General features: G+C 46.3%; 18 protein-coding genes. 2 read left to right on the forward strand and 16 right to left on the reverse strand.

What is annotated here, in order from left to right:
- Positions 1 to 946, forward strand: a 946-nt coding sequence (locus tag ACW9SV_RS22115) for a hypothetical protein (protein WP_479558962.1), incomplete at its 5' end; no start/stop codon positions are given.
- 136 nt (positions 947 to 1,082) lie between these two features.
- Here ACW9SV_RS22115 and ACW9SV_RS22120 read toward each other — a convergent pair.
- The 14 genes from ACW9SV_RS22120 to ACW9SV_RS22185 all read right to left on the reverse strand — a co-directional run bounded on the left by ACW9SV_RS22120 (position 1,083) and on the right by ACW9SV_RS22185 (position 16,741).
- Positions 1,083 to 2,156 (reverse strand): glycosyltransferase, encoded by a 1,074-nt coding sequence (locus tag ACW9SV_RS22120; protein WP_479558963.1) that lies wholly within the window; start codon positions 2,154 to 2,156, stop codon positions 1,083 to 1,085.
- Positions 2,153 to 3,058: a glycosyltransferase family 2 protein gene (locus ACW9SV_RS22125; protein ID WP_479559003.1), complete on the reverse strand. Its 906-nt coding sequence runs from the start codon at positions 3,056 to 3,058 to the stop codon at positions 2,153 to 2,155. Before ACW9SV_RS22125 ends, ACW9SV_RS22120 begins: the two co-directional genes overlap by 4 nt.
- A gap of 239 nt (positions 3,059 to 3,297) precedes the next feature.
- Positions 3,298 to 4,449 (reverse strand): acyltransferase family protein, encoded by a 1,152-nt coding sequence (locus ACW9SV_RS22130; RefSeq protein WP_479558964.1) that lies wholly within the window; start codon positions 4,447 to 4,449, stop codon positions 3,298 to 3,300.
- Positions 4,450 to 4,864: 415 nt separating this feature from the next.
- Complete coding sequence (locus ACW9SV_RS22135) at positions 4,865 to 5,869, reverse strand: glycosyltransferase family 2 protein (RefSeq protein ID WP_479558965.1); 1,005 nt, start codon at positions 5,867 to 5,869, stop codon at positions 4,865 to 4,867.
- Positions 5,870 to 5,899: 30 nt separating this feature from the next.
- On the reverse strand, positions 5,900 to 6,796 hold the full coding sequence (locus tag ACW9SV_RS22140; RefSeq protein WP_479558966.1) for a glycosyltransferase family 2 protein: 897 nt from the start codon (positions 6,794 to 6,796) through the stop codon (positions 5,900 to 5,902).
- Between the two features lie 21 nt (positions 6,797 to 6,817).
- Positions 6,818 to 7,822, reverse strand: a complete 1,005-nt coding sequence (locus ACW9SV_RS22145; RefSeq protein ID WP_479558967.1) for a polysaccharide deacetylase family protein — start codon at positions 7,820 to 7,822, stop codon at positions 6,818 to 6,820.
- Positions 7,822 to 8,568 (reverse strand): class I SAM-dependent methyltransferase, encoded by a 747-nt coding sequence (locus ACW9SV_RS22150; RefSeq protein ID WP_479558968.1) that lies wholly within the window; start codon positions 8,566 to 8,568, stop codon positions 7,822 to 7,824. The genes ACW9SV_RS22145 and ACW9SV_RS22150 overlap by 1 nt, the downstream gene beginning before the upstream one ends.
- Positions 8,565 to 9,440 (reverse strand): glycosyltransferase family 2 protein, encoded by an 876-nt coding sequence (locus ACW9SV_RS22155; RefSeq protein WP_479558969.1) that lies wholly within the window; start codon positions 9,438 to 9,440, stop codon positions 8,565 to 8,567. Before ACW9SV_RS22155 ends, ACW9SV_RS22150 begins: the two co-directional genes overlap by 4 nt.
- Entirely contained in the window at positions 9,437 to 10,720 is a 1,284-nt protein-coding gene (locus tag ACW9SV_RS22160) for a glycosyltransferase family 2 protein (RefSeq protein WP_479558970.1), read from the reverse strand. Before ACW9SV_RS22160 ends, ACW9SV_RS22155 begins: the two co-directional genes overlap by 4 nt.
- Before the next feature lie 13 nt (positions 10,721 to 10,733).
- Positions 10,734 to 12,026: an ABC transporter ATP-binding protein gene (locus ACW9SV_RS22165; protein ID WP_479558971.1), complete on the reverse strand. Its 1,293-nt coding sequence runs from the start codon at positions 12,024 to 12,026 to the stop codon at positions 10,734 to 10,736.
- A 2-nt stretch (positions 12,027 to 12,028) separates the two neighbouring features.
- Positions 12,029 to 12,892, reverse strand: a complete 864-nt coding sequence (locus ACW9SV_RS22170) for an ABC transporter permease (RefSeq protein WP_479558972.1) — start codon at positions 12,890 to 12,892, stop codon at positions 12,029 to 12,031.
- A gap of 611 nt (positions 12,893 to 13,503) precedes the next feature.
- Positions 13,504 to 14,064 (reverse strand): response regulator, encoded by a 561-nt coding sequence (locus ACW9SV_RS22175; protein WP_479558973.1) that lies wholly within the window; start codon positions 14,062 to 14,064, stop codon positions 13,504 to 13,506.
- A gap of 902 nt (positions 14,065 to 14,966) precedes the next feature.
- The gene (locus ACW9SV_RS22180) at positions 14,967 to 16,082 is read right to left on the reverse strand and encodes a serine hydrolase domain-containing protein (protein ID WP_479558974.1); all 1,116 of its coding nucleotides are present in this window, start codon (positions 16,080 to 16,082) and stop codon (positions 14,967 to 14,969) included.
- Between the two features lie 146 nt (positions 16,083 to 16,228).
- A complete protein-coding gene (locus ACW9SV_RS22185) occupies positions 16,229 to 16,741 on the reverse strand; it encodes a DUF2628 domain-containing protein (protein WP_479558975.1) in 513 nt (170 codons plus the stop codon).
- 358 nt (positions 16,742 to 17,099) lie between these two features.
- Here ACW9SV_RS22185 and ACW9SV_RS22190 point away from each other — a divergent pair, with 358 nt between their 5' ends.
- Positions 17,100 to 18,761, forward strand: a complete 1,662-nt coding sequence (locus ACW9SV_RS22190) for a hypothetical protein (RefSeq protein WP_479558976.1) — start codon at positions 17,100 to 17,102, stop codon at positions 18,759 to 18,761.
- A gap of 286 nt (positions 18,762 to 19,047) precedes the next feature.
- On the opposite strand, the gene ACW9SV_RS22195 is transcribed toward ACW9SV_RS22190, so the two are convergent.
- Together ACW9SV_RS22195 and ACW9SV_RS22200 are read right to left on the reverse strand one after the other, a co-directional pair.
- Positions 19,048 to 22,302 carry a two-component regulator propeller domain-containing protein gene (locus tag ACW9SV_RS22195; RefSeq protein WP_479558977.1) on the reverse strand — a complete coding sequence of 1,085 codons (3,255 nt, stop codon included), beginning with the start codon at positions 22,300 to 22,302 and terminating at the stop codon, positions 19,048 to 19,050.
- 882 nt (positions 22,303 to 23,184) lie between these two features.
- Positions 23,185 to 25,314 carry a M3 family metallopeptidase gene (locus ACW9SV_RS22200; protein ID WP_479558978.1) on the reverse strand — a complete coding sequence of 710 codons (2,130 nt, stop codon included), beginning with the start codon at positions 25,312 to 25,314 and terminating at the stop codon, positions 23,185 to 23,187.
- Positions 25,315 to 25,371 lie beyond the last annotated feature (57 nt).

The following is a 25,371-nucleotide window of genomic DNA, read 5'->3' on the forward strand; positions in this document are numbered from 1 at the left end:
CGCCGTCTACGCCCTGTTCCTGGGCCGCTACCAGGACTCGGGATGGCTCACCGTCTTCTTCGAGAAAGTGTACAGTGCTTATATGCCTTTATTGCCGTCCTCCATGGGTGACTTTGAATGGTTCCTGCATAAAGTGAATGCCCTAGTGAAGCATCCCTTGGGCCAGAAAATAAGGTTTGCGGGTGCCTTTACGTTTCTATTTGCGCAATTACGCCTGCTCTCTTTGGTGCTTCTGGTGGTTGGCTTAGTGATGAAACTCCGGAAAAACTTTGAGGGGTTCTCGGTATTAGCTTTTCCCATCTTGCTGACGTTGGTAGCCTCAGGGCTGAAGCTTTATCCCTTCCACGAGCGGTTTGTCCTATTTCTGGTTCCCATGTTCATCCTGTTTATTGGCTATGGAGCCCAGTTTGTTCAGGAGCTCCTTCCTAAAAAATGGCCTGTAAAGCTGATTCTGAGTGTGCTTCTGCTAGCAACTCCAGTTTGGAATGCGGCCGGGGAAATGATCAACACCAATCAATTCTATAAAAAGGAGGCTAACCGGGAAGCGTTGCTGTATATCAATGAAAGATACCAGCCAGGCGACGTGGTATACGTGTACTGGAACATGTGGCATGCCTACGCCTACTACAAGGAGGCCTACAACCTCAAGTTCACGGCCATAGAAGGGAAAGACCTTAAAACAGAATCAGCTAACCAGGCGGAGTACCTCCAAAAACTTTCCCAGGCTTTCAGTGGGTTTAAGGGAAACGACCGCCTATGGTTTTTGTACCACACGCATGTGCGGAACAATATTGGCGGATTCATAGGGCAGCCGTCCTGGTATTTTGAAAAGAGTTTTGTTCCGGGGCAAACCTTGGAAACTACTTTCTCAAGCTTCGGGAAGAAAATGGGGGAAAGGTTTGAGCAGAAAGAAACGGTGGTGTCACTGTTTCTCTTGGCTCCCTGATATGTCAGGAAAATAGAGAAGCCCTCAGCCAAAGCATTTTGGTTTGAGGGCTTTTTCATTTTTTAGCCCTTAAAACGCAGCATACCCAATGTTAAACCGTTGGTGCTTTGTGGCCCAAAGGTTCAACCCTCCAAGACTAAGAAAGGTTATGTTTTAGCTTTTGGGAAGGGACCAGAAAACCGTCCTTGGCGTTAATCTTTGGGGTCAATTTCTCATTTTTGAATTTCAAAAGCTGGAGGAAGTTTTTCTTGACTTTAAAATATTTCCGGTAACCCAATAATCTGGTTTTGTATCCTAAAAACAGCAAGCTGTTTATCTTCCCTTCGTCAGAGGCAGGGTTCAACGCTACTTTCTTCACCGTTAACCGGGCAATTTCCTGAACATAGTATAAAAATCCCTTCAGGAAACGGTAGTTGAACGTGAGCACAGATCTGCTTCCTTGATTGATCAAGATGTTGTAAGCATCTAATACCTCAAAACAGGCTGTGCTTTCTTTCAGGTAACGGAGGTAATAGTCCCAGGTTTGGCGCTCCTTTACCATGAAGTGCATAAAAGTGAGCCGCTCATCGTACCAGATATCGTATCCCAGAAGGGCCAAGGCGTAGCAAATCTCGTAATCTCCGCCTGAGCTTAAGGCCGAAGCCAGCCTGTCGGTAAGAATGGGTTTGTAGCCAATCCGGAATAAGTGGTCATACGCTGATTTCCTAAGAACGCAACCGGCCCCGTACACGGTGTTCTTGGCCACTTTCCCAGATTCTGGCGCCTGGTGGCCATTGGCAAACAGCCGCAACTGGGTGGCAAAATAGGGTGGCTCTTCTTCGTACACCAAGTCTCCGTATCCGCCTAAAACCCCTATGTTGGGGTTTTCTTCCATCAGGTCATACGCCAGGTTCACGTAATTGGGGCTAAGCCAGTTATCATCGTCGCACAGGAGAATGTAGTCGTACTGGGCATGTGCGTACCCTAGCTCTCGGGCAAAGGTGAGACCGGGTTTAGGCTGGTGCAATAGCGTAAACTTAACCTGGCTGCTGTATTTATTCCATTGTTCCTCTACTACCAAGGCGGTATCATCTGTAGAGGCATTATCTACAATAATCACCTCCCAGGGCACTTCGGAACGGACCTGTTGCAAGGCAATATGGCGCAAAGTTTCTGGAAGGAGCTTTGCGCCGTTGTAAGTGCAGATGACTATTGAAACGCCGCCTTTCATGTAATATTAAGGGTCATTTTTAAGTAAACTTTGGCCGTGCTCCAAAGGAGTGGTGCATCTAAGTGCATTCCCAAGGCATACTTAATCTGGGCTTTTACTCCTTCTTTATGGTGAGCCGAGTGCCAAACCTGGTTCGCCACTCTTATGCCGTAATGGGCATAAAACTTCTTTGATTTCTGTAGGACTTCTTTCCTAAGTTCCACAGGCAGTAGTTTCTGGATCATGTTCATGACCTGCAGCATGTCTGCGGAGTTCTGACCCGTCAGGAATTTGTTGCTGGAAATAGAACTGAAGTGCTTGCGGTAATCTGCCAGGATTTGGGGGGTATAGGCTACAGGGTAGTGCTTCGCAATTCTGGCCCACATTTCCCAATCTTCGCCATACGTAAGCCCATAGAAGCTGCCCAGGTTCTCGTAGACTTCGCGGCGTACTACCGTGGCGGCGTATTGGGTCGGATTTCTGATGGCGGCCTTCATAAACCAGTTCTCCAGAATCCCGTCCTCTTCCGTTTCAAGGGTTTGGTTGTAGAGCCACTGGCCACTTTCATCCACATAACGGAACCGGCACATCGCTGCCCCTGCGGTAGGATGCTGTTGAAACAGTGTGCCCATCTTAGAGTAGAACCCCGGGAGAACGCGGTCATCACCATGCAGCAAATGCACCAAATGCCCTTTAGACCGATTAAGGCACGTTTCAAAGTTGCGCAGACTGCCCACGTTCTGGGGTTGGCGGTAGTAGGTGATTCTTCCTTTACCAATTGTTTGAACCAAGGCCGCCACGTCAGCATCTGTGCTGGCATCGTCAATGACCTCAATTTGCATGTCCTCCTCCGGTATGTTCTGGGAAAGAATGCTTTCAAGGGTTTCGGGCAGATACGTGGCGCAGTTGTATACAGGAACCATCACAGACCACAAAGGTCTCTTTCCATCTTTGGGAAGAGGTTTTATCATAGGTGGCGAAGATGGAATTCTTGTAAGCACAATGTAACAGTTAGGTGAATAAAAGCTTACTGCGTTTTAAGTGACAATAAGTAGCTTTTTATTTGACGAATTTGAGCTGTGTTTTACAGCTGCTTTTCTAAATATTTACTTAAAACGGACTTCTCAATTATCTGAATAATGGTTTAAACAGCCCTTGTGCCTTATTGGCTTTGCTTCTTGGTAACAGGTACGGCACGTAGGTTAAAAGGGATAAAGGAGAAAAGTAGGGGCTTTTCCTTCATTCTTATAAAATACTTTTCTACCCAGTGCCAGCTGACGTAGGCTGCCAAAAGGGTGAAAAAAAGTGAAATAAAAAATAAGCTGGTTGTGGTTACGTGTTTTCCTATAAAGTACATGACCAATTGTTGTATTGGCCAAGCATAAAGGTAGGTGCCGTAAGAAAAGTCTCCGTGGCGGGTAAAGTTTGTGATTTGAAAGTAGGGGAGATAGGAGAGGTAGAAAAGGAGATACGTTAAAGCAAAAGGAGCTACTACAACAAAGGTTTGAGACCAGCCACAAGCAAAAACAAGGCTGGTAATTGATAAGATTAGGAGCCCAAAGTTCCTGGGGATTTTCTCTTTAAAAAGATAAGTGCAAGCACCTGCCAAAAAGAAGGTGAAAAACCTGGGAAGGTACACCGGGTGGCCCAACAATTTTCCATTGTAATTCTCCCAAAGGAATAGCTGGGCGTATTCTTGCAAAACCAGGATTGAGTATGCAAATAGGAAAAGAAGGATTGCAATCCATTTCTTTTTGAACACACCCAAGAGCCCTACAAGAGGCACCAGTAAGTAGCAAATGAATTCATAATGGATAGTCCATAAAGATTCATTGATCTGGTTGGGGAGGGGAATCCCCGGGAAACACCAGAATACCTTAGGGGCTTGTAGAGTTAATAAGTTTAATAGAAACTGTTTTTTGGGTAACCAGAGTAGATATTGTCCCCAATTGCCTAGTGGATACTTTGCTTCAATGGTCCCAATAGGGCCTAAAAGCAACACACTAATGGTAAAAGCAACAAAAAAGCCAGGGAAGATCCTCAGAATCCTTTTTTTTAAATACCCTGCGGTTGAGTGGCTATGCTTAAAACTATGAAGGATCAAAAAGCCGCTTATGATAAAGAATCCATTCACCGCAATGCCGCCCAAATCCACTTGGTTATTTGAAAAGACCATGAGGGGTTCGGTATTTATCACCTTCCCATGATATATAACGAAGCAGTGGCTGTAGATCACGACTACAGCCAACAGGAGCCTCAGCAAATCAAAGTTATTTGCTTTCAGATCAGGGTTAATGAGTAATTCTTTGCTCAAAGCGGGAAGGTAATAGTGATGTTACGCTATAATTAAGGGTTGTTTATTTTTGTGTTATTTAATTGAGTGTTATAGGTTGAGTATTATGTATTAAGCGCTATATGACGACTGGTCTGCTCTTAACGTGTATCCTTTGTGTTTTAAAATATAGGCAAATGGTTTTCTAGAAGAAGTTTGTTAACCTGCTATTTCAAATGGTTTAATCGTAGAATTCCAGTTTGAATCAGGAGATACCGGTTGAAGGTAGGAGGAGAGCAGAATTCGAATGGGTATTCGATTAAATCAGTAATAAAAACCTTAATCAGTGATATTTGGTCTATATAGATGAAAAAAGGATAGTTAAGTTTAGGACGTAATTAATAATTTATGTGAATTTACTATTTATAGTCTTCCTAACCAATGTAATTTGTCTTTTTTATTTTCTCCTGAGAAGGTTAGTGACAATCAATTGCGTCAAAAACTTTATTTTCCCTAGTCTGATTAAAAACAGGGTTGCTTTCACTTTGGGAAGGCGTCTGGCTAATGATGCGATAATAAACCGCTTTTTGTGATAGGCCGCTTCTTTGATGGCATTTACGTCGCGGTTAATGTTCTCTTTTCTTTCTATCTGTTTGTTTAAATGGTTAAGCACTTTGATGCATTCTAACAGGCTGCCAACCTTTTGTTCCTTCAGCAGAGTGGTAAAATCATGCTGAAAACACTCCAGGTATTTTTCCTGAATGGTAAATGTTTCCCCTGCATAATACCTCAAATTTCGTAACAGCTGGTCTTTTTGGGCTTTGTCGTACTCTTGCTTCTTCAAAACCTGATGCAGGCTCTGGTCTGTGACCCGGTAGTCAAGCAAAACCTCAGGCAGGTTATATATTTTATGGTTCCTCGCTAATTGCCAGAACAGTTCAAAGTCCTCAGAATACGCAGCCGTGTACATGCCCACTTCCTGAACCGCCTTTTTCCGGTAGAGCACGGTAGGGTGGTAGATCCAGCAGATGAAATTGAGATTATAGTAAAAGAACCGGCTGTCAAATTCATCCTGCCTGATCAGTTCCCCGGTCTCGGAGATCACCTTTACCAGGGAAGACACCATGGCGCAGTCTGGGTGGTTCTGCATATAGGCGAATTGTTTCTCCAGCCGGGTAGGATGGCTGATGTCATCGGCGTCCATGCGGGCAATCAAATCCGATTTGGCGAGTTGAATACCTCTGTTTAAAGTGGGGGAGATTCCTGAGTTCTGGTCGTTTTGGTATAACTTTATTCTGGGGTCCTTATATAACCGGATGATCTCCAAACTGCTGTCCGTAGATCCATCGTCAATGATCAGAAACTCAAAATCCTGAAATGTCTGGTTTAAGATGCTGTCAATAGCTTCTGGCAGAAACCTCTCAGAATTATAGACGGGCATCAAAACCGAAATCGCAGGCATGGTACGTTCGCTTAATCTTGGGTGTAACCTCTAAAAGCTTTTCAGCTTTCTCAGGAGCTTGTTTGAAAGCAGATACAAACGGGGGAATTCATAGGGGAACAGGGCTTTCTGCAGCAGTGACCTGGTCTTGCTGTCGGTAATGCCCTCCTTGTCCATGTAATTCTTTAGCCAGTATAAGAAAAACTTCCTGACGGCGTGGTACTTTCCATCTGCATGAACACTGGAGACAATGGATTCTGGCCGTTGACGGTAAAGGTTATTACAAACCGAGGACACATACACCTTTTCCCTGAGGTAGAATTTGCTTAAGAAAGCCTGGTCTTCATACAGCCCATATTCTTTCTTGAAGGAGTCTTCAAAGCCACCTAGTCGTTTAAAGGCCGTTTTTTCAATAATCAATCCAGACGGCACAGGGGCGGCGCCGCTGCCCAAGGGGTATAACTGTTCCATCAACTTTGGAGGGGCATACAATCTGTCTTGCGGGGCACCTACCGGTATGGAAACATTTTCCTTTTGTGGGTCTTGCCAACTATACCAATAATCTGAAGCCTCGGCAATGAGGGTTGCCTCCGGGTGCTGCCTGAAAATAGATATTTGGTTAGAAAGTTTGCCCGGGAGCCAGACGTCATCGGCATCCAGGATGGCGATGTAGTGGCCCTTGGCAAGTTCCAGGCCGAGGTTTCGGCTGGTGCTGAGCCCTTTGTTTTGATGGCCTTCGTGCTCATGGTAAAAAATCTTTTCCGGAAAACGCTCCGCAAATCCTTTCGCGATGGAGGTGCTTTGGTCAGTTGATCCGTCATCAATCAGAAGCAGTTCCCACTGGGCATACTCCTGCCGAAGAACGCTTTCTATTGCCTCAGGAAGAAAGCGCTCTTCGTTGAGAAAGGCAATTATGACAGAAACCAAAGGAAAAGAACCGGTACTCATAGCATTTATCAAAAAAGTAAATCACCACCCGCGAAGGACGGAGCCAAATTCATGGGAAGGAACATTTTTCACCTGAAACCTTCCTAAACGGTATTGATTCGCCTGTTTGTCTATTGGGCGTTCTTCGGTTGTGAAAGCGGCTTTGAACTTGAGGTTGTTTACACAAGTAAGCGTCTCATTATTGTAATTCCCGTAAGGATAAGCTAATAAGCCAATTTCCTGGCCCGTCATTTCCTGTAGGAATGTCCTGTTTTCAGCTAGTTCTTTTGTTTGCAGGTCAGAATCATGGAAAGCCAAAGCCGGATGCGACACCGTATGCGCCCCTATGTCTAGAAGGGTGCTCTGCCCCAAGGCTTTCAACTGCTCCACCGACATGCTCGTGAGCCCGGGCTGTCCTTCTCCGGTAGCGCCCGCCCACTCCCTTATCTTCTGCATTCCCTCTTTTTGCTGAATGGGAGAAAGAGGCTTCAACTCCTGCCAAAGCGTGTAGAATAAACTGGCTCTTTTAGTAGGAGGTGCCTCATCACAGGCTTTCCAGGAGGTGTGCTTGAGCTGTAGCCCACTTGTCAAAAAGCTTTCTTCCTGTAAATCTGTCTTGGGTATGTTTTCACTTATTCCGACTGGAAAAACCCGAGGTAACTGTTCCGTGAACAGAATCAACTGCTCTAGTTCGTCCCACCAGAAAGGCGTTTTCTGCCCAATATTTCCGGAAGAGATGAAAAACGTGGCGGGCAAGCCATACTTTTCCAGTAAAGGTTTTGCTTCTAGGTAATTGTCTACATACCCATCGTCAAAAGTGATGGCGACGCTGTTCCGCCTGATCTTCTTCTGCTTTACATCCTCCGCTAACTCCTGTAAGGAAATTACTTGGTAGTGCTTCTTCAGAAAGGAGAGCTGTTGGTCAAAGTTGGCGGGGCTTACCGCTATGTCCCAAATGTCAGACGCAGGGGTAGCGATACGATGGTACATGAGCACCACTGCTTTGGGCGACCAATACCTGCGAACCGCTGAGACTAACTTCTGCATTACCCTTGGATTGATTTGGTGGCTCTAACGGTTATGATGACCTGAAAATGGGGATCGTGTTGGTCCAGCTTGCTTTTGGGTACCTCTTGCAGGCCCATCCCGTACAGGAAAGCCGTTGCCACAAAAACGTTCCCAAACGTATTCACCTCCACTTCTCCCTTAGGAAACGTTTCGGCCATCAAGCGGGTCATGGCTTTGTCTGTAAAAGACCAATACCAGATATCTTTCCACTCTCCGTGGTCAATGGGCGTGATACCCGGTACCGTCAAAAGCAAGGTTCCGCCCGGCTTTAAAATACGATGGCAGGTTTGGAGCGCCCCTTTGAAGTCGTAAATCAGGTGCAGGGTCTGGGTTAAGACAATACAGTCAAAGGTATTGTCTGGCAGTTGGGGCGCATTACTGATATCCCCTATAAAAGTGGCCTTGGGGTTGCTGTCGTTCACGTGAAGCACATCGCTTTGGGTGATTCTGGATCCGCCAAAGCCCAACGTATATTCATTGTCCCCAATTTCAAGGCCTCTTCCTTTGATTCGGCTTGCTTCCTGCCGTAGAAAGTTTTCTATGTAGTAACGGTCTACCGGACCACCGCGGTCATAGCCAAATTCGGTACTGAAGGGCTTTGTCACACCAAAATCCCCGGTTTCTACTTGGTTTACTTCCGGGATGTAGTTCTTGATGTATCCGTTACGCTGTAAGAATCTCAGCCCAAAAGCAGGCGTGTACTTTTTTATCTTTGACCTCATCATAAGAGTATGCTTTTAATCATGTATTTGAGAAACAAGGCAGGCCGGTACCTGATAAAGGTTTTGGTTGCCTGTAAAGAAGAAGGGGCTTTCTTTTGAGTTAAACTCTTGTAAAGCTCCTCGCAGTAGTAAGACTTCCAGATCTCCTGCCCCTTGAGGTAAGCCTGCTTTTCTTCTGGTGTTTGTAAGTTAGGTTGTTGCCTTTCTAACACCTCTAGCACGGTGGACAACATGCCCGGTATGTTGGAGGACATATTAGTGGAATGAAGCCGATATGCGGCAATTTTACGTGGGTGGTGCAGGACCGGGTACTTTCTGGCAATCCTCAGGTACAAATCATAATCCTCGCACTTTTTAAGGGAGGTATCATATTCCATTTCTTTGAACACCCATCTGCGGTACATGACGGTGGCATGCATTCCTATGTAATTCCCTTGCAGCAGGTGGACGTAATGGTTTGAGGGCACTTTTGAGATTTCGTCCTTAATAACTCCTTCCACTTCAAAGACCTTCTCGTGGGCGCCAGATACAAAGGCGAGCTGCTCGTTGCCTTGCAGGTAGGCAGCGTTCATTTCAATAGCGCCGGGCAAAAGCCAGTCATCGGCGTCCAGAAACACCAGCATCTCCCCGCGGCTGTTTCTGATCCCGGTGTTCCGGGCAGCGGAAAGGCCTTGGTTCTCCTGGTAATGGTAAGCCACCCCACATTGCGCTGCTACCTCCTTGGTGTTATCGGTTGAGCCGTCATCCACTACCACTATCTCAATGGCGGGGTAGGACTGCTGCTTTACGCTCTCGACAGCTTCGCGTAAATAGCGGCCGTGGTTGTAGCTGGGAATGATCACCGAGACCAAGGGGAAAGAGGCATTCCTGTTCATAGCCGGCGTCCTCCCTGTGTTAGCGCCGGACGTTTCCGGTTTCTGAAATAAAATAGCACCCCCGAAAGCAGACCCTTGGTCTCGAAAGCCAGCGTACTAAACCGCGAACGGTATAAGGGAAATCCCCTTAGCAGCATATAGCCGTAATATCTGGGAAGTTGGGACAAAAGGTACTGCTTGTAGCCTTCCCCATGTTTTTGGGTCCGCTGAATCAAGGCTGCGGCGGCGTGGCCGCGCATGTAATAGAAGATCTGCTTTTGAAGGTCTTTGGTTCCTTTCCGGTGCTCATGGTAGACAATGGCCCTGGGGTTGTAGTGGATGGATAATCCGTTGGCTAGAATCCGGTACCACATCTCAGAGTCACCACTACAGCCAGCAGCCCCCACGTCTAAACGCTCGTCAAACAAGCCTACCTTTTCAAAAACATTTCTTCTGAACGCCATGTTGGCCCCGGCCCCAATTTCCCAGACAGGTGGGCCTTTCTTAACCGTAGCTTGAAAGTATTTTTGGTCATAGAGGATGTCGGAGTAGCCTCTATTAAAGCTCCATTGGGTTTCAAACAAAAGCTGAGCTTCGGTTTTCAGTTCAAAAGCGATGACCAAGCCCGTCATGGCATCAATGGATGGGTTCAGGAAAGTCTCCCAAATCCGGTAAATGCAGAGGGGGTGCACGGTCACATCATCATCCACGAAGGTGACAATGGGGCATTTGGCTTCCAACACCCCGGTATTGCGGGCAATGTCCAAGCCAGGCAGGGGCTCTTTGACATATTTTACCCCGTCAAACTTTTTGACAACTTCATAGGTGCTGTCATCGGTAGGAGCATTGTCAATGACAATAATCTCTGCGGGCACACACTCCAACTCCTGCAGCATGACAAGGCAGCGCTGTAGTTGGGGAGCCCTGTTGCGGGTGCATATGATCACCGATACATCCACGTTGTCCGGAATTTCCTGCGGAATACTGCCGGTCATGATTTTACTCATCCAACCTGCCCAGGCTTCTACCTCCTGAGTTTGGATCCATTGCTGCCAATCAGCTTTTGCGCCTGAACGTTGGGCATACTGGTCAATGGCGGGCCGGATGGCATGCGTCAGCTTATCCCAATATTCTTCGGGAGTCAGTTTTGAACCTGGTTTCAGGAAAAGGTGCCCTAACGCAATTTGATCCCACCAGAACACGAGGTAATTTCCTTGGTTTTGGGTATCAAGTTCTGGAGGGGTAAGCAATTGCTTATCCAGGTAGAGGTGCGAGATATGGTATGGGGCATGCGTTTTCATGGCAAGTCTGTCTTTATTCCTGCGTCACCAATTCCTTCTGTGTAATCTGGAAGGGAAAGGACGGGCGTACAGCCCCCATCCACTTGCCAAACCATTTTATATCGCCCCGGTAGTCGTCAATCTCAAAAGACAAGCATTCTTCATAGTAGAAAAGGTTTACCGAGGTGTCTTTTACCACTATCAAGGAGATGTAGTAAGAGCCGTCATTCAGAAAGTTGCCGGGGATGGTGCACTCTCCCTCAACCAATCCTTTCTGGCACTTAACCGACGAAGAAGGGATGTCGAAAATGCATTCCCCTCCATAGGAAAACAGGTGCAAGCCCACACTCAGCTCCTGGTCATCGCGCAGGTTCCAGAACTTAAAAGAAACCGTCAGCGGGGTCCTGATATCCAAAGGAGCATCCAGGTCCCTCAGTTGGGGAATTAATTTGATGCTTTTGAACCTGACAAACTCATTTCCGGGGGCCTCCACCAGATTGTCCCAGGAGTGGTGGAGCTGAAATTTCCGGACCCCTTTGATATAGTTATTGATGACGGTAGAAGCATTGCCTGTGTCCATGACTTTCCCTTTTTGAAGCCAAAGCCCATGGTCACATAAACTGGAGACTGCCTGCATGCTGTGGCTCACAAAGAGAATGGTGCGGCCTTCGCTTCTAGACACATCTTTCACCTTACCCAAGCATTTCTTCTGGAATTCGGCGTCACCAACAGCTAACACTTCATCAATAATCAGGATATCTGGTTCCAGGTGGGCGGCTACGGCAAAGGCCAAACGCACGTACATGCCCGAGGAATAGCGTTTCACCGGGGTGTCCAGGAACTTCTCAATGCCTGAGAAGTCCACTATCTCGTCAAACTTTGCCTTGATCTCATTTTTAGTCATCCCCAGGATATACCCACTCAGGAAAATGTTTTCCCGGCCGGTCAGCTCCTGGTTGAAGCCGGTGCCTACTTCCAGAAGGCTACTGATTTTGCCTTTCCCGCGCACTACTCCTTTGCTGGGTTTTACGATGCGGGAGATAATCTTTAGTAGGGTTGATTTACCCGCTCCGTTATTGCCGATAATGCCCCAAACTTCTCCCTGCCGAATCTCAAAAGAGACGTCTTGTAAAGCCCAAAATGCCTTCTGGCGGTTTTTGGCGGAACCCCCTTCTTCAGAGGCTTGCGGGAAGTAAAAGGGATCTTCCTTTTTGAGCACAGAGGTTGTCCACCACCGGGATAAATCCCGGCTTAGGGTCCCGGTGCCGATGGTCCCCAACTGATAAACCTTTGATAAGTTCTCCGCCTGTATAACTACTTCGCCCATTTCTATACCACATCAATTAGTTTGTCTCCTTGCTTGTTGAACACAACCAGAGAGATCCCCAGGAAGAGAAAAGTAAAAACAATACTGTACCCTAAGCTCCAGGGCGAGATGGTTCCTTCACCCAAAAGCGCCAATCTAAACCACTCAAAGTAGGAGGTGAGCGGGTTGAACTGAACAATCCATCTGACTTTCTCGGGCACAAAATTGACCGGGTAAAGCACCGGGGTAAGAAACATCATTAACCGCACGCCAAACGTGACCAGGTTGATAATGTCACGGTATTTAGCGGTGACAACGGAAAAGACAAGGCCCAAGGCTAATCCGGTCAAGCCAACCAGTAGAATAGAAAATGGAAGGGTGAGCACCAGAAAACCGGAAGGCAAGTCATAGCCCCTAAACAGGACGTAATAGCCCAGCATGGCCAGCAGCATGGTAAACTGGATGGTAAAACGCAGGAGCTGGGTGCCCAGTTGAGAAAAGGGCATGATGAGCCTGGGGAAGTAAACTTTGCTGAAAATCTGGGCATTCTCCCGGAAAATAAAGGACGTGCCTAAGAAGGTGTCATTAAAGAAGTTCCAGAGCACAATGCCCGACAGGTAGAAAAGAACGGGAGGAAGGGAGCCGGTTGAGACCCCAATTAATCTATTGAATACCAGAATATATGTGGCAAGGGTGAGCAACGGTTGTAAAACCAGCCACAAAGGCCCTAAAATGGTTTGCTGGTAATTAAGAAGAAAGTCTTTGCGTACTAAACTGTAAGATAAATGACGATAGTGCCATAACTCCTTGAGATTTATTCCCCAATAGTGAGTTTTAGCGGTTATCTCCCAATCCCAATGTTTTCTGCTTACATTTTGGTGAAGCATATACTAGAGATAAAGTTGGAATGATTATACTTGAAAGCTATATATTCTGATATTTTAACAGATTATATAACTTTATTTTTTTTAAATATACTTAAACTTATTCAAATACTGTTCTGCCGGATAAAAATAAATTGTTAAGAAGCCAGTAGAGCATGAAGGGGAAGCCCCAAAGTAGAGGGGCTTTGGTCTACCAATGTTTTTTTTGGCTTTGAGAAGTAAAGCAGCTTTGAGGAGTCAATGAGGTGTATGAGAACTTAAAAAGGGAATGAGTGTTCAGAAAACTAAACATAGCGCAAACCCCTTGCTTAGTGGGTTAAGCCAGGCAGAAAGGTTTAATTTACTTATTTAGTGCCTTTTGGAAGTTTGGGCGCAGAAACCTGACTACTTATAGGGGGAACTTGAAACAAGCCAAAGAACCTGAATCAAGAGAAGCTTTTTAGGCTCCATGATTTAGGGTAACTATACAGTTTTGGCTCCCTTCAGGTGATTGACCAGTTCCTTTTCCTTTCAAGGTCTTCCTTGTAAGAGGAAACGTTTCATAAACCTACAAACCATTAGTAACCGCATGTTCAAGGGGTGCGGTTCACAGATATTCCTTTCCTCAGATAAAGCTACTTATCCTGCGGGTCAGGTGTGGGAAGATTTTCTGTTTCGGCTTCCTGCAGGTTCACCCGTTGCGTTAGTTCCGCTATTCTTTGCTCCAGTCTTTCGTTCTCAGATTTCAATTCGTCTACCAGTTTTTTATTGGCTTGGCGTTGTTTAAGCTCTGCTACCGCAGTTTCCATAATGGTCTTCAGGTTTTCTTTTTCCCAGGGTTTCAAGATATACCTATATATCTTGCCACTGTTGATGGCATCTAAGATAGAGGCAGTATCGCTATGGCTTGTCAGGATAATTCTGATCAGGTCTCTGTCTTCAGGTAAATTCTTTAGAAACTGTACCCCCGATGTCTTGGGCATACGCTGGTCTGTGATCACCAGCGAAATAGTTTCATTGGCTAAGATTCTCAGTCCTTCCTCCCCAGACATAGCAGTGAATACTTTGAAATACTTTCTGAAAGTAGATTTAAAAACCACCAGATTATCTTCTTCGCTATCAATATAAAGAATGCCTGGTTTCTCAGGTCCTTCTTCGGGAGAGGTTGCAGTTTGTTTAGGAGTGGTAAGATCCATGCCTGTGGTAATGATTATTTTAGTTTGCGTAGTGTGTGCTGAGTGTCCTTTTGCTCGGGTCTGAAAAGATCAGATGTGTTTTGTAGTTAACTCAAGTTATCAAGTAGAAGCAACGCCTCCATGATTCTGCTTTGTTCAAGAAATACATTTTGTTTTCTAGATGTGGTCTTTTCTTAAGGCTTGGCAGATAGTAGGCAGGATCTTTTCCATAACTTCCTCCATACTCTTGAACAGGAAATGGTTTCTCTTCTTTCTCCTTGATGCGCTTCTTGCTTTCCAATATTAGATATGTAGTGGCATAACTTTTCTCATCTTTCCTTTGGGAGCTTTACCTTGCTCTTGGTTAACTTAAAAGGGGGGAGTTTGTTATTAAATATAAAGGTATCAGTAAAATTTAATATTTATAATATGTATGTACAAAATTTTATAAATTTTGTTCTATTAAATTTTAGAAGTATTGATTAAAAGAGGAAAGGCCAAAAATGAAATGCCTTCATTCTGCTAATAAATGGATTGCTGTTCTCAAGGGAAAGGATCTCGGTGGCATGAGAATGACCTTAACAAAAGATGACCGGTTGTTCTGCTATGTAGGGAGGTTTGAGGTGCCCAATTTTTTCAGTTAGACGAAGTGATAAAAGAAGTCACCCGTTTTTGAAGGGTTTAATGAACATCCACCGACCAAATAGGTTCTTCCGTATTGCTTTAGGGCGGTTTTCCAAGAAACTGCCCTAAAACAAAAATAGGCTCAGGTGGAAGAGGTACAAGGGAACTCTAAAGCTCATTTAGTTTTTTTAAAGTGTACCCGCCATCTGAAGCAAGTGCCAGATGGTAAGTTTTCTTTGGGGCCGTTTCCCGAAAACATCCGCAAAACTACTCTATTTGTTACCCCTTCTTTTTTGCACTTAGTAAGTGCTGGCCATACTGGTAAAAAGGCTTGGCCAATTCACGTCTCCGTAGTCTTTGCCCAGTCTAACGATGATCAGGTTCTTGGCGGGGTTCACGTAGATGTATTGCCCTAGGATACCCTGCGCCATGTAATCACCTGACTCGGATGGGAACCACCATTGGTACTGGTAGAACCAGGCGCTGCCTTGAGTAGTGTCAATCTTGGTAGATTCCTTTACCCAGGAGGCGGGCACAAGTTGCTTTCCGTTCCAGTTGCCTTGGTGCAGGTACAAACGGCCCAGTTTCGCAAAATCACGGGCCCGGGCGTTGAGGCAGCAGAAGGTTTTTTCCATGCCATTTTCTTCTTTGTCTAAGCTCCAGCTGGCATCGTATTCCATGCCCATGGGTCCCCAGAGTTTTTCCTGCAGGTACTGGGTGATGGCTTTCCCGCGCAGGGCCTTGTCCAGAACAGCGCCTAGCAGTTGGGTGTTGCCGCTGATATAGTCAAAGGTCTGGCCTGGATCCGTTTTAAGCTCCATCTCAGTGATGTAATCACGCAGGTGTCGCCCATAGTAGAAGCTGGCCGCATCTCCGAAAGGATTGACATAGCTTTCGTTGAACTCAATTCCGGAGGTCATCTGCAGTAAATGCCGGATGGTGACTTTCTCCATGCCTTGCTGCGTCAACTCGGGCAGGTAATTGGTGATGGGTTCCCCTACTGACTTGATAAGCCCATCGGCCAGAGCGCAGCCCACCAACATAGACGTCACCGACTTGGCCATGGAAAACGAAGCCACTATAGAGCTCTGTTCATAGCCGTTGAAGTACTTCTCATACTTCAGGGTATCGTGGTGGATGATGAGGAAAGCCACCGTTTCGTTTTGAGTCAGATAGGCATCCAGGTCCACCTGGCGATTTCCGGGAACAGTAATGGGAGCAGGGGCTTTAGCGGATGCCGATGGATGGAAGATGAATTTTTCGGCACTATGCGTAAGTGGCCGGGAAGGGAAGATCTTATAATCGGTGATGTTGGCGAAATTGTAGAAGATAAACCTACCCAGTTGACAAGAAGAGAAGATTGTAGAGGCCGTAAGAACCAACGCCAGTTTAAGGAGCGTGTAACGCTTGAACATAGAGGATATAGTCTGTTTAAAACAATCTTAAAGAAAGTTGGGGTGTTAATCAGGTAATCGTGCCTTTCATTAACCTCATTATGTTTTCAGCCTGTTTTGAAGAAATCGGCTTAGAAATGCCTCCACCTAAGCTAAGGGAAACAACCTCAGGAAAACTGGTAAAATAGAAGGCTGATTAAGATAAGGCCGGCCACAATAATGTGCGGCATAAGGGTGAAGCCCCCTTCATGACTCAAACGGTTCACCGCCTCCTGCTCATTGGTTTCCTCCTGCAGGGCGCGTTCCACTTTTTGTTGGGCCTGCCGTAGATAGAGCCAGTTACCAATAAATCCTACCAGAAGACTCCAGGCAACGGTTGTGAAATTGTTCAGCAAGCCCGCCGATTTAGTAGAGAGGCTAAAATATTCAACGGCCCTACCCAGCAGAAACGACTCTCCGACCAAGACCATCATTAGAACCAAGGCATGAACATACATTTTGCGGTACAGCATCCAGAACAGGCCAAAAAAGAAAGCACCCAGGTTGAATGTAAATTTTTTACCAGCCTTGAAGAGCGCCAACTTGTGTAAGTAATAATCGGCGCTCAACCCAAAGTAGGCCCGGTAGTATTCTTCCTCTTGTTCATCTAGCTCAAGTTCTGGGGCGTCATTCGGTAGCATATCACTTTTGTTGAAGTCTGAAAGGGTAAAGGTACAAGACTCGCTTCTAATCTTGCAGGAATGGGGATGTAGTTTACGTCGTTTCCTTTCTCCAGCAATACTCGTTTGCCACTCTGTTGCAGGTGGAGGGTATTTTGTGAGTTGAAACATTCCCGTTTACGGGCAGTTTTAACCAAAAGAGCTCTAAAACACAGGTTTGTATCTCCCTTTTGAGATGGGAGGGGAAGTTTGTTTTGAAGCCGAAAACTGGAAAACAGGGGCTTACTAAGGTCGGTTGAAATCTCTTGGGTTTTAGGGCTTGGGAATCCGGTTACTTAGGGGCAGCCTGCGTACAAGGAGGGCAAACGTAGCCAGTGCCGTGGAACAAGATAGAACAAACAGGTCAAGAAGAAAGAAGTACTGGGTAGTAGGTGGTGCCGTGCTGGTGATCCTTTTGGGGCTCCTGCTGGTAGTAGGGCGCAACCTGAATTCATGGGCCGAAAACAAAGTCAAAAAGCAGGTGAGTACCCAGTCAAAGGGAGTGTACAAGCTGCAGATGGCTCATCTGGAGGTGTCGCTGCTTGCCGGTTCGGCTACCCTGGACTCAGTCAGGCTTGTCCCAAATGAAACGGTTTGGAAGCGGTTGCAGCAAAAGACGCCGGCCCAGGCCCCGGCCAGTTTATCAGAGGTGAAAGCCTCCAAGGTGCAGGTCAGTGGAATCAGTTTTATCAAGTTACTCTTTGGGGGAGCATTTGGAGTAAACGCCATCCAATTGGAGAACCCGCAATGGCTCCTGAGGCAAATGAAACCGGATACTTCTTCGCAGCAATTGCATGAAAAAGTAGGGAAGCAGTTCAGGGAAATGGCTATCAAGGAGATAGAGGTGACAAACGGAACCTTCCGGCTCAGAGACAAGCCCAACCGACAGACCGATTTGTTCTGGGTTTCTGGCGTAAACATCAAGGCCGAAGGAGTAAAGCTGGACAGTACCTCTTTCCATGATCCTGCCCGGGCATTCTACAGCAAGGCCATAGAAGCCACTGCTAAGGAATCATCCTATGCGCTACCCGATGGAAATTACAAAATCAAGGTGGGGGCCGTGCGGGTTGCCACTGAGAAAAAAGAATTTACCGGCTCAAACCTGCGCCTGGTGCCGCTGTTAAGTGCCAGTGCCATGTCAAGGAAGGAGGGTATGGCCGTCACCCGGTTTAATGTGGAGGTGCCGGAGGTTAACTTAACCGACGTAGACTTCAGCAACCTGTCCAAGCACTCTAATTTCTACATCGGGGGGGTGGTGGCGCAAAAGCCTCGGGTGAACGCCTACAAAGACGGGAAAAACTTCCCCACCAAAGGGACTGGCCTTATGCCGCATGACCTCATCAAGAAAATCCCCTTTGGGGTAAACATCCGGACGGTGAAAGTGCGGGACCTGGCGGTGCGGTATGAAGAGTTATCAGAAAAGGCCTTCAAAACGGGCTACGTAACCGGCAGCAACATTGACCTGACCCTCACGAACCTAACCAATGATAAAAAGCTGATGTCCCCCAAAAATCCCGCGGTGCTCAAAGCCAAAGGGTTTATCATGGGCAAGGCGCCCATGCAGGCCACGGTGCGCCTGTCCCTGCTGGACCCCAACGGCTATCATTCCATAGAGGGTACCATAGGCAAAGGCAATCCGGCCATTCTCAACCCCATCATTGAGCCCAGCATGTTTGTGAGCGTGAAAAGCGGTTTTGTGCAGAGCGGCTTTTTTAAGATGGAACTTACCAATGAATCGGCTAAGGGAATGATGCAGCTCCAGTACGATGAATTCAAGGTTGACCTTCTTTCTAAAAAACCGGAAAAGAAACAGTCATTGGGGAAGAAACTGAAGTCTGTCCTGGCCAACGAGCTGGTGCTTAAATCTGAGAGCGAAGCCGATGGCAAAGCACCCCGGGAAGGCAAAATACAGGTGAACCGGAAAAGCGAACGCTCTTTTCTCACCTACTGGAAAGATTGCCTGGCCAATGGGGTGCTCTCGGTGATTGGAGCGCCTATGTAAATGTTCCTTTTTTAAATAGTAAACCCTGGTCAATTAAAAACTCTTTTTTGAAGTAATGGCACTAACCTTTGCCATAGATTTTCAAGAAACTTATCAAGGCATGTTCCCCTGCTTACGTGCGCACTACTTCTGTCTTTTAGCCCCAGATATACCCGCAACTGAGCTGCTGGTATTTATGCTTGGTTTTTGAACATGCTATATAAACCTGTAATTCAGGATTAAGGCAAACGTTAATAATGTCAATCGGGGCATTTGTCCATGAACTTTTCCATACCTGAGCATTGGATTATGATATTACTTCTACTTCTTTCTCCACGTCTTCGGTTCTTTTCACAATGTCCCTTATGATGGTGTCAAGCTCCAACCCCGAAGATTTGATGTATCCATATAAAGTCTGCAGGTCATCCCTAGAGTGGGGGCCATCTTCCAGAAGATAGATCAGCCCTAATATACGAGCTAACGGTGCCCTTACAACGTGCGACTGTATCCAGGCTATCTCGCGAAGCTTCGTATTTTGGTCTTCTATTGCCTTAAGGTATTCCCGGCGTTCGGTGAAATCCCGCTCAATAGAAATAAAATGGGTGAGGTTTCCATTTTGATCGGTGACTGGAGATACGTTCATGTTCAAAATAAATTCCTCGCCGTTCTTGCGGTAATTCACAACATCAATCTCGCATGACACTCCAGCTTGGAGCGCAGCTTTCAATCGGTCTAGTTCTGCTCTGTCTGAGTTGGGGCCTTGTAAGAATCGCGGAGATTGACCTATTGCTTCTTCTTTCAAGTAGCCGGTCATTTTTGTAAAAGCCTCATTTACGTAAAGGATTCTAGGTCCGTCAGCGTCTACCCCAGCATCTGTGATAATGACGGCATCAGTGGCATTGGTGATCACAGATTCAAGCAATCTCAGTCTTTGCTCTTCTTCTTTTGTTTTGGTGATGTCCTGAATGGCCCCTAACATGCGGATGGCAGTACCTTTGTCATCTCTTAAAATAAAAGCTCGGTCAATGATGCTGGCGTATTGGCCATCTCCTTTTCTGAACCGGTATTCTTCCTGCCAGGTTAGAGCATCCCCATTGATGGCGTTATCAAATGAAGAGGCAACTTTGGCCGCATCTTCCGGGTGCAGGTTGTCATACCACAGTTGCAGGTTCTCTTTTTTATCAGCAGATCTGTGACCCAGAATGCTTTCAAAGCTTTCGCCCCAGTAGAGTTCTTCCAGTGCTAAATCATACTCCCAGATAACTAAGAACGTAATCTTGTTGATAAGTTTAAACCGGGCATTGCTTGCATTCAAGTCTTTGGTGCGCTCTGCTACCAACTGCTTTAATACTTTTTCCTGCTGGTCTTTGGTAAGAAACTTCTTCATAAAGTAGCCGGCAAGAAACAGCGTAAGAATCAGGATGGCGGTAAACCAGTGGGTTTGGTAGAAGAAAGGCTCTACTTCAAAAGTAAGCTGCACAGGTTTTGACCAAACGCCATTCATTTCAGCTTTAACTTCAAAGGTGTAAGTGCCCGGTTCCAGGGTTGTGAAATAAGCAGTCCTTCTCTGATCTGCAAACTCCCAGGTATCACTTAATCCTTTAAGCCGGTAATAAAAGTTTACTGAGGCAGGTTTGTTGAACTGAACGCTGGTGTAATCAATTTGGATGGTGTTGACACCCGCAGGCAGTACAATGCCTTGCAGAAAGTCCAGTTCTTTGTCGCCAACCCGGAAAGCTTTTATCTGTGTGTTAACCTCCTCTTTCTGCATCTGGAGAGAACCAGGGTCCACAATGGCGACACCCTCTACCGTAGGAAACCACAAGGTGCCATCCTGTAATTTGTAGCCAGCCGGAAAGATGCCCCCATTTGTTTCTGCGTTGTGCATTCCGTCTGACGTGTCAAACAACTGGGCAACGATCTGGGGCTTATTGTCCTTAGACTGTTTTGCCTTCTTAAGTTCTTGCAGGGCTATGCGCTGCAGACCAAAAGTGCCACTTACCCAAAGAGATCCTTTGCCGTCTTCCAGAATTCTGTAAATGCCGTTGAAATGAAGCCCATTGGTTTTGTTTAGTAGAAAAAACCGATTGCCTTTAAAACACACTAACCCTTTGTCAGTGCCTAACCAAAGATCTCCCTCAGGATCTTGGTAAAAGCAATCTATGATTCCGGCGGGAAGCCCTTGGGTGGAGGTGAAATTAGTAAGTTGTCCCTTGGGAGATATTTTCACCATGCCCGCCCCTCGGCTACCAAACCACATGTTTTGCTGCTGGTCTTCAAAAATGCTCACAAAATCAACATTGGCGAAGGCTGCAGGCAGTTGGGCTTTCTGGATTTTACCTTTGGGAAGTAAAAAATAGATTCCGCCTGAACGAGTAGCTATCCAGAGCTTATCCTTACTATCAGCATAAATGGCCTGAATGATATCATTACTTAATCCATCTTGCTGGGTGTATGTTTTATCTATTTTGCCGGTATTCAGATTAAATCGGTTAAGACCACTGGGCGTGCCTATGAAGACTGCTTCTTTGGTACCCGCAATGCTCAAGGCTAGATCTGCAGCTAAGCCTTGCTTTTGACTATACCTGAAGGTTCTTCCTTGTGAGATTCTAGTAACGCCTGTTCCGTTAGTTCCTATCCATACATCTCCATTTGGATGCTGGTAAATAGGGAGGATTACTTTATTTGATTCTTTAAATTCGGTGGAAAGCATCTGTACCTCGGCGGGCTTTAACTGAACGAGGCCAGAGGCGGCGGTGCCTAGCCACATGGCGTTCGGGGCGCTGAACAGAATGGCTCTCACTCCGTCCTCAGGTACTCCTTTGGGTTGTACTCTGGTAAACTTCCCCTTCTCAAATTTGTGGAGACCAGAAGTGAGCGTTCCTGCCCACAGAGTGCCGTCAGGTGCTATGGAAAGAGCGGTTATAAAGTTCTCAGATAGGCCGTGTGTGAAAGTATAGTTTACATCCTGGCCTTGGAGGTGGTGAAACACACCATGCTCCTTAGTGCCAATCCAGAGGGAGTGGTCTTGGGCAAGGGCGAACGTGCGGATGTACTTTGTTTCATATCCCGGAATGGAAGTTGTTTTCTTTAGCTCCTTGTCTAATTGGTATAACCCAGCATCAGTGCCAATGAACAATCCGGTAGGAATTGTGATCAGAGCCTGAATTGATTTTTTACCTCTGAGCGTCCAAGCTTTCACAGGAAAAACGGAATTGTTTTGCAGGTAAAGCAAGTCTCCAGCTTGGGTTCCAATCCAAAGTCTGCCTTGAGAGTCTTCGGTGATACAGCTTATTCTGGATTCTTTGACATAGCTTTTTAAATCGATTGACGAAGCCTTGTTTAGGCGAAACCGAACAATGGCGTTGTCAGTAGCGGCCCAAATGCCGCCTTTCTTTGAAGGACTAATGGCGTAAAAAGAACTGGAGGCTAAAGCAGGAATGTTTGAATCGTTGTATACCTCAAAACTATTCCCATCAAACCGGGCCAAACCTTCTTCTGTTGCCACCCACAAAAATCCCTGATCGTCTTTTTGGAGATCAAAAACTGTGTTTTGGGGCAAGCCGCTTTTGTTGTCCCATACCTTAGAAGCAAATGTCTTCTGGTACCAGGGCAAACCACCGGGATTAGCTACGGCCTTGTACAGGCAAGAAAAAAGCAATACAACCAGTAGGAGTCTACAGCCAATCTTCTTAAGAAAGCACATTGTTGCTTTTTGTGTAAGGTAATTATTTACTTGTTGACCAGTTTTTCTATAACAGATAGTTAGGCACTAATTTGATTGCCTAAGAAGTCTTATTTAGTGGCAGGGGAGACCACCGTATAGCTTATGTATTCAATATTAAGGAATAGTTTGATAGAAAAAATTATAAAGTGTGGTTTTAAGTGTGAAGGGTGTATTATATTTAAAAAGTTTAATAATTAATTTGATTGATGAAGTGTGTTGTGGCTTTTTGTAGAAGTACTTAAGTAAGCGAGAATAGATATAAATCATCCATGATGATGGTATTGCAACTATTTGTGCCAACATAAATCGGAGACTATGATATATTAATTCAGGAAAGATAGACTATGTGAGGTATGTAAAGCAGGAATAATGATAAATTTTATACTATATTTTGTGATTAAGGTTAAGGTGATAAAATATGAAAAGTTAAGTTTGTGATGTAGGAGTTTGTTGATTACTACATGAATACCGTTGAATGGATGCGGGCAGATCAAGGGTTTCAGAGTGGGAAACGAAAGTGCCTGGAAGGACACCTGGTTTAAGGAATCTATGCTCAGTAGTTACCTATTATATTTGTTGTTGAGGGTGATTGATATCTATAAGTAAATAAGGTAAGCTTAAAGGAATCGGCCCCTCCCAGTTTTACCTGAAAGGGGCCGATTCTTAAATTACTCATCTAGAAAATCTATTCTTTACCTTCTAATCTAAGGAGATGACTTATAAGCTCACGGGTGTTAAACCACGTTTCTTAAGCAACGGCTTAATACTTGGCTCCGCCCCTCTGAATTTCTTGTAGAGTTCCATAGGGTCCTCGGTGCCGCCTTTCTCTAGAATGTTCTTCCGGAAGGATTGGGCTTTCTCTTTGTTGAACAAGCCGCTCTCCTTGAAGACTTGGAAGGCATCTGTATCCAGCACGCCCGACCAGATGTAGCTGTAATAACCCGCCGAGTAGCTGCCCGAGAAGATGTGGCTGAAATAGGTGCTTCTGTAGCGAGGGATAATCTGCTCCATCAGGCCAACCTTGGCCATCGCTGTTTTCTCAAACTGGTTGATGTCGCCCTCCAGGTTGGTGGTTTGAGTGTGGTAAGCTAAATCCAGCAAAGAAGCTGCCAGATACTCGGTAGTCTCAAAGCCCTGGTTAAACGTGCCGGCTTTCTTCATCTTCTCAATCAGTTCATTGGAGATCAGTTGACCGGTTTTGTAGTGCTTGCCGTACATTTTCAGCACTTCAGGCTCAGCGGCCCAGTTTTCCATGATCTGCGAAGGTAATTCCACAAAGTCGCGCGGAACGGAAGTTCCTGCCATGCTTTCATAGGTCACGTTAGACAACAGTCCGTGCAAGGCGTGGCCAAACTCATGGAAGAAGGTGGTTACCTCGTCAAAGGTGAGTAGGGCCGGGGCATCACCGGTAGGCTTGGTGAAGTTGCAGACAATAGACACCACCGGGGCCAGACGTTTGCCTTTCTCGGTTTTCTGGGTGCGGTAAGAGGTCATCCACGCGCCGCTGCGTTTTGAAGCCCGCGGGAAGAAGTCCATGTAGATAATGCCCACCAGGGTACCATCGGCTTCGGTTACTTCATAAGCGGCCGCCTCCTGGTGATAGGTAGGCAGTTTAGGCAGTTCCTTGAACTTGAGTCCGTACAGTTTCTCAGTGACGGTGAACACGCCTTTCCGGATGTTCTCCAGGCTGAAGTAAGGCTGCAGTTCCTGCTCGTCCAGGTCAAAGCGCTCTTTCCGGATTTTTTCGGTGTAGTACCGCCAGTCATATGGGGCTACCTTGAATTTAGCACCCGAGGCATCTACCATTTTCTGGATGTCCTGCTCTTCTTGCTTGGCTACGGCCAAAGCCGGGGCCCACAGTTGGTCCAGCAATTTATTTACGTTCTCTGGGTTCTTGGCCATGGTTTCCTCTAACGCATAATGCGCGTGGGTTTTGTAGCCTAGCAACTGCGCTTTTTCGCGGCGCAGGTTCACGATTTTGCGCAGTACCTCTTTGTTGTCGTTGGCGTTGTTGTTGTTGCCTCTCAAAGAATACGCTTCCCAGATTTGCTTGCGAAGCTCGCGATTATCAGCGTACTGCAAAAACGGCATGATGCTGGGATTGTGCAGGGTGAAAACCCACTTGCCCGGTTTGCCGGCTTGTTTGGCAGCATCGGCGGCAGCGGCCACTACGCCTTCTGGCAGACCAGCCAAGTCCTTCTTGTCTTCAATTACCAATTGGTAGGCGTTGGTCTCGGCCAGGATGTTTTGCCCGTACTGAAGGCTCAGAAGCGACAACTCGCCGTTCATTTTCTTCAGTTTTTCTTTGTCGGCATCGTTCAGGTTGGCCCCGCTGCGCACAAAAGACTTGTAGGTTTCCTCCAACAGTTTTTGCTGCTCGGCGGTCAGTTTCAGGTCTTTTCTGTTATTCCAGACGCTTTTCACCCGATTGAACAACTTCTGGTTCAGAATGATGTTGTCGCTGTGGGCAGAAAGTGCAGGCGCAATCTCGCGGGCAATCGTCTGGATCTGCTCATTGGTGTTGGCCGAGTTCAGGTTGTAGAAGACGGTGGAGACGCGGCCCAGCAACTGACCGGCGTTTTCCATGGCCAGAATGGTATTATCAAAAGTAGCGGCCTTGGAGTTGTTCACGATGGCGTCAATCTCCAGCTGGTGCTGCCTGATGCCTTCCAGAAGCGCGGGTTTAAAGTGTTCGTCCTTGATCAGGTTGAAAGGCGGTACCTGGTAGGGGGTGTTGTACTTCTGTAAAAGGGGGTTGTTTTTGTCTGTGGCTTGTGCTGCCGCCGGTTCATTTGCCAGAAGTCCTATAGCCATAGTTGCGAGTACGCAGAGTGTTTTGGTAATCATTTTACGGTTTAATAACTAAAAAGAGCTTCTCCCATTTTGTGATCTGAAATAGGAAAG

Source organism: Rufibacter sp. JT20002 (genome assembly GCF_056491185.1).

Coding starts and splice junctions, on each gene's coding strand:
- ACW9SV_RS22160 (WP_479558970.1), bottom strand. CDS start 10,720: ATGAAAACGCATGCCCCATACCATATCTCGCACCTCTACCTGGATAAG.
- ACW9SV_RS22175 (WP_479558973.1), bottom strand. CDS start 14,064: ATGGATCTTACCACTCCTAAACAAACTGCAACCTCTCCCGAAGAAGGA.
- ACW9SV_RS22180 (WP_479558974.1), bottom strand. CDS start 16,082: ATGTTCAAGCGTTACACGCTCCTTAAACTGGCGTTGGTTCTTACGGCC.
- ACW9SV_RS22120 (WP_479558963.1), bottom strand. CDS start 2,156: ATGAAAGGCGGCGTTTCAATAGTCATCTGCACTTACAACGGCGCAAAG.
- ACW9SV_RS22150 (WP_479558968.1), bottom strand. CDS start 8,568: ATGATGAGGTCAAAGATAAAAAAGTACACGCCTGCTTTTGGGCTGAGA.
- ACW9SV_RS22140 (WP_479558966.1), bottom strand. CDS start 6,796: ATGAGTACCGGTTCTTTTCCTTTGGTTTCTGTCATAATTGCCTTTCTC.
- ACW9SV_RS22170 (WP_479558972.1), bottom strand. CDS start 12,892: ATGCTTCACCAAAATGTAAGCAGAAAACATTGGGATTGGGAGATAACC.
- ACW9SV_RS22155 (WP_479558969.1), bottom strand. CDS start 9,440: ATGAACAGGAATGCCTCTTTCCCCTTGGTCTCGGTGATCATTCCCAGC.
- ACW9SV_RS22200 (WP_479558978.1), bottom strand. CDS start 25,314: ATGATTACCAAAACACTCTGCGTACTCGCAACTATGGCTATAGGACTT.
- ACW9SV_RS22145 (WP_479558967.1), bottom strand. CDS start 7,822: ATGCAGAAGTTAGTCTCAGCGGTTCGCAGGTATTGGTCGCCCAAAGCA.
- ACW9SV_RS22165 (WP_479558971.1), bottom strand. CDS start 12,026: ATGGGCGAAGTAGTTATACAGGCGGAGAACTTATCAAAGGTTTATCAG.
- ACW9SV_RS22185 (WP_479558975.1), bottom strand. CDS start 16,741: ATGCTACCGAATGACGCCCCAGAACTTGAGCTAGATGAACAAGAGGAA.
- ACW9SV_RS22125 (WP_479559003.1), bottom strand. CDS start 3,058: ATGGTTCCTGTATACAACTGCGCCACGTATCTGCCCGAAACCCTTGAA.
- ACW9SV_RS22135 (WP_479558965.1), bottom strand. CDS start 5,869: ATGCCTGCGATTTCGGTTTTGATGCCCGTCTATAATTCTGAGAGGTTT.